Consider the following 3641-nt stretch of genomic DNA (forward strand, 5'->3'; position numbering starts at 1 on the left):
TTAGTTGTTCGTTTTTATGTATAATTTAAAATTTACACACGAGATAAGTGCCGTGTTACCGATAGTAACTGCACTTTTAAAAATTTAAGACGATTTGATTTGGAATTTATAAAATTCCCGCCTCATTTTTGTATCATAAGCCAAATCCAAAAAAGGAGTATCTATGGAAGAACACAAAGTGGAGTTACGCAACTCCCGCTTACAAGGACCACTGGACTCAGACGTAGACGAGCTGGGTTTAGACAGGCTCACCGACACCGTGCCGTTTCCTAAGCGTGGTGTCATCATTATGGCGATTGCCGCTGCTGTGGGCTTTGCGCTATATGCCGCGTTACCGTTTGAGCCTAATGTCAAAAAAGGTCTTGCGCTGCTTGCTTTTATCGCGATTATGTGGCTTACAGAGGCCGTGCATATCACGGTAACCGCGCTTATGGTGCCGGTGCTTGCGGTAGCTATCGGACTTGGCAAATTCGCTAAAGATGGCACTTTCACGGCTGTCACCATCAAAAGCACGCTTGCAAATTTTGCAAACCCTACGATCTTTACCTTTTTCGGCGGTTTTGCTCTGGCAACGGCTCTGCATATGCAAAAGCTAGACAAAAAGATCGCGATGTGGCTAATCGCCCGCGCAGGCGGTCGCTTGGGTGTAGCTGCGATTTTAATCTGCCTTGCTACGGCGATCCTTTCGATGTGGGTTTCAAACACCGCAACTGCTGCGATGATGCTTCCGATCGCGCTTGGAATTTGCGCCAACATGGACGAGAGCAAAGATCGCGGCACGCTTGTGTTTTTGCTTTTAGGCATCGCGTATTCTGCAAGCATCGGAGGTCTGGGCACGCTCGTGGGATCTCCACCAAATTTAATCGTGGCTCAAGCCTTGCACTACAGCTTCGCGGACTGGATGAAGGTAGGTTTGCCGCTAATGTGCGTGATGCTACCAATAATGCTTGTGGTGCTTTATATAATTTTCAAGCCGAATTTAAGTCATAAAATAGAGATGGATCTGGAGCATATCCCTTGGACGCGCGAGCGCATTATTACGATCGTCGTATTTGCTCTAACAGCGCTTGGCTGGATATTTTCAAAGCAAATTTCAGCCCTTGTGGGCTTTAAAGTGGACGATGCTTACGTCGCCATTTGCTCGGCAGTCGTAATCGTCATACTAGGACTTGCCAAGTGGCACGACATCGCCGAAAACACCGAGTGGGGCGTGCTGTTGCTTTTCGGCGGCGGACTTACGCTAAGTGCGGTTTTAGGCGATTCCGGAGCTTCTAAGGTGCTTGGCGATCTAGTCGCGCACACTTTCGGTGGAGCGCCTACTTACATCGTACTTTTGGTAACGGCAGTTTTCATCATCTGCCTTACGGAATTTACGAGCAATACCGCTTCTGCTGCACTTTTAGTACCAGTATTTGCGGGAGTAGCGGCTCAGATGGGGCTACCGAAAGAAACTCTTACTATAGTAATCGGTGTGGGCGCAAGCTGCGCTTTCATAATGCCGGTAGCGACGCCGCCGAATGCTTTGGTTTTTGGAACGGGACGCATTCGCCAGGCGGAAATGGTGCGGAGTGGCGGAATTCTAGCGATATTCTCCGCGTTTTTGGTTTCGGGATACGCGTATATTTTTTACTCGTAAAATTCCGTCAAAATTCTATAGTCCGGGTATCTGCTCGGACTAAATATATTTATAAGATATATTTTTAAACTCCTAAATTTTCGGAATCTTTATAAAAAAATTCTGATTTAATACTATTTTAATCAGTTATCTGTATAATATGCATATTTTACGGAAAGAAGAATTTATGGATTTTGATTTTATAGCTAAATTTAGCCCGATGTTCGTAAAGGCGGGAATTTTAACGCTGAAGCTCGCATTTTACGGAATTTTACTATCCATCATCATCGGTTTTATCTGCACGCTGATAAAATATAAAAGATTGCCTCTATTAAGCCCGCTCGTGAGCGCATATATCGAGCTGTCGCGCAATACTCCGCTTTTAATTCAGCTATTTTTTCTATACTACGGTCTGCCCAAGCTGGGCGTTCAAATTTCAGGCTTTACCTGCGCGATTGTAGGTCTTGTGTTTTTGGGCGGAAGCTATATGAGCGAGAGCTTTAGGCTCGGTTTTGAGGCGATAAAAAAATCCCAGATCGAAAGCGCGATGAGCCTAGGCCTCAGCGAAGCACAGATAGTGTTTTACGTCGTGCTGCCGCGCGCCTTTGCGATCGCTCTGCCCTCCATCAGCGCAAACATAATATTTCTGCTTAAAGAAACCTCGATCGTTAGCATCGTAGCGCTTGCCGATCTCGTTTATGCCGCAAAGGACGTTATCGGGCTGTATTACAAGACGAACGAAGCGCTGTTTATGTTAAGCGTTTCATATCTGATCATAATCCTGCCGCTTTCGCTAGCGCTTACGCTGTTTGAAAAGCGCCTTGCGTATATGAGAGGCTAGCGATGGAACTCTTAAGCGGCGAAAATTTAATTAGGCTTTTAGAGGGGCTTGGAGTTACGCTGCAAATCGCGCTCATCTCGATCGCGGTTTCGCTCGCCCTAGGCTTGGTACTTGGAATTTTAATGGCCTCCGGGCGCAGAGTCTTATACATCCCGCTTAAAATTTGCCTGGAGATCGTGCGTATCATGCCACCCATCGTTTGGCTATTTATCGTATATTTCGGCGCGAGCAAGGCATTTGGCATCCACATCTCAAATATTGCGGCTTCGATCATCGTCTTTAGTATCTGGGGTGTTTTTGAGATGATGGATCTGGTGCGCGGCGCCGTGATTAGCATCCCCAAGCATCAGTTCGAAAGCGCAGAAGCGCTCGCATTTAGCAGATCTCAAATTTATCTCTACGTCATCCTGCCGCTTGCGATGAGGCGCCTAGTGCCCGCAACGATAAATTTATTCAGCAGGATGATAAAAACAACCTCGATCGCCGTACTCATCGGCGTCATCGAGCTCGTCAAGGTCGGGCAGCAGATCATCGAAGTAAATGTCTTCCGCGATAATTACGCGCCGCTAATCATCTACGGAGCGATATTTTTCGTATATTTTTTGATCTGCTATCCGATCTCGGCGCTTTCGAAAAAACTAGAAAATAGGTGGAGCTGATGGAAATTTTAAAAATCGATAAAGTCAATAAATTTTACGGCGAGCTGCACGCGCTAAAGGACGTCAGCCTTAGCGTCGCGCAGGGCGAAGTCGTGGTGATCCTGGGTCCTAGCGGCTGCGGCAAAAGCACCCTACTTCGCACGATCAATGGGCTTGAGCCGGTACAAAGCGGAAATTTTATAATCGAGGGCGAGCAGATCAATCAAAATTTCAAAGAGTGGCGCAGGATCAGGCAAAAGATCGGCATGGTCTTTCAAAGCTACGAGCTTTTCGATCATCTAAGCGTTCTGCATAACATAATCCTGGGCCCGATGAAGGTGCAAAACGTCCCGAAAGAGGAGGCGATAGCTTTAGCTCGCGAATGGCTAAAGATCGTAGGTCTTGCGGATAAGGAAAATTCCTATCCCAAAGAGCTTAGCGGCGGGCAGAAGCAGCGTATCGCGATCGTGCGAAGCCTTGTGATGAAGCCCAAGATTATGCTTTTTGACGAGGTTACCGCGGCACTTGATCCCGAGATCGTGCGCGA

4 protein-coding genes are annotated in these 3641 nt (G+C 47.1%); all 4 read left to right on the forward strand.

What is annotated here, in order from left to right:
• Window positions 1-289: 289 nt before the first annotated feature.
• Window positions 290-1636, forward strand: a complete 1347-nt coding sequence (locus Q0369_RS10695) for a DASS family sodium-coupled anion symporter (RefSeq protein ID WP_298099748.1) — start codon at window positions 290-292, stop codon at window positions 1634-1636.
• 166 nt (window positions 1637-1802) lie between these two features.
• On the forward strand, window positions 1803-2456 hold the full coding sequence (locus Q0369_RS10700) for an amino acid ABC transporter permease (RefSeq protein WP_298099738.1): 654 nt from the start codon (window positions 1803-1805) through the stop codon (window positions 2454-2456).
• A 2-nt stretch (window positions 2457-2458) separates the two neighbouring features.
• Window positions 2459-3115 (forward strand): amino acid ABC transporter permease, encoded by a 657-nt coding sequence (locus Q0369_RS10705; protein WP_298099741.1) that lies wholly within the window; start codon window positions 2459-2461, stop codon window positions 3113-3115.
• The coding region (locus Q0369_RS10710) for an amino acid ABC transporter ATP-binding protein (RefSeq protein ID WP_298099745.1) at window positions 3115-3641 on the forward strand (527 nt) is incomplete at its 3' end. The genes Q0369_RS10705 and Q0369_RS10710, both read left to right, overlap by 1 nt.

The sequence above is a fragment of the uncultured Campylobacter sp. genome, assembly GCF_938030685.1.
GTDB lineage: Bacteria > Campylobacterota > Campylobacteria > Campylobacterales > Campylobacteraceae > Campylobacter_B.

Bases quoted from the DNA above. Each gene is read 5' to 3' on its own strand.
- Q0369_RS10695 (WP_298099748.1), top strand. From the start codon at position 290: ATGGCGATTGCCGCTGCTGTGGGCTTTGCGCTATATGCCGCGTTACCG.
- Q0369_RS10700 (WP_298099738.1), top strand. From the start codon at position 1,803: ATGGATTTTGATTTTATAGCTAAATTTAGCCCGATGTTCGTAAAGGCG.
- Q0369_RS10705 (WP_298099741.1), top strand. From the start codon at position 2,459: ATGGAACTCTTAAGCGGCGAAAATTTAATTAGGCTTTTAGAGGGGCTT.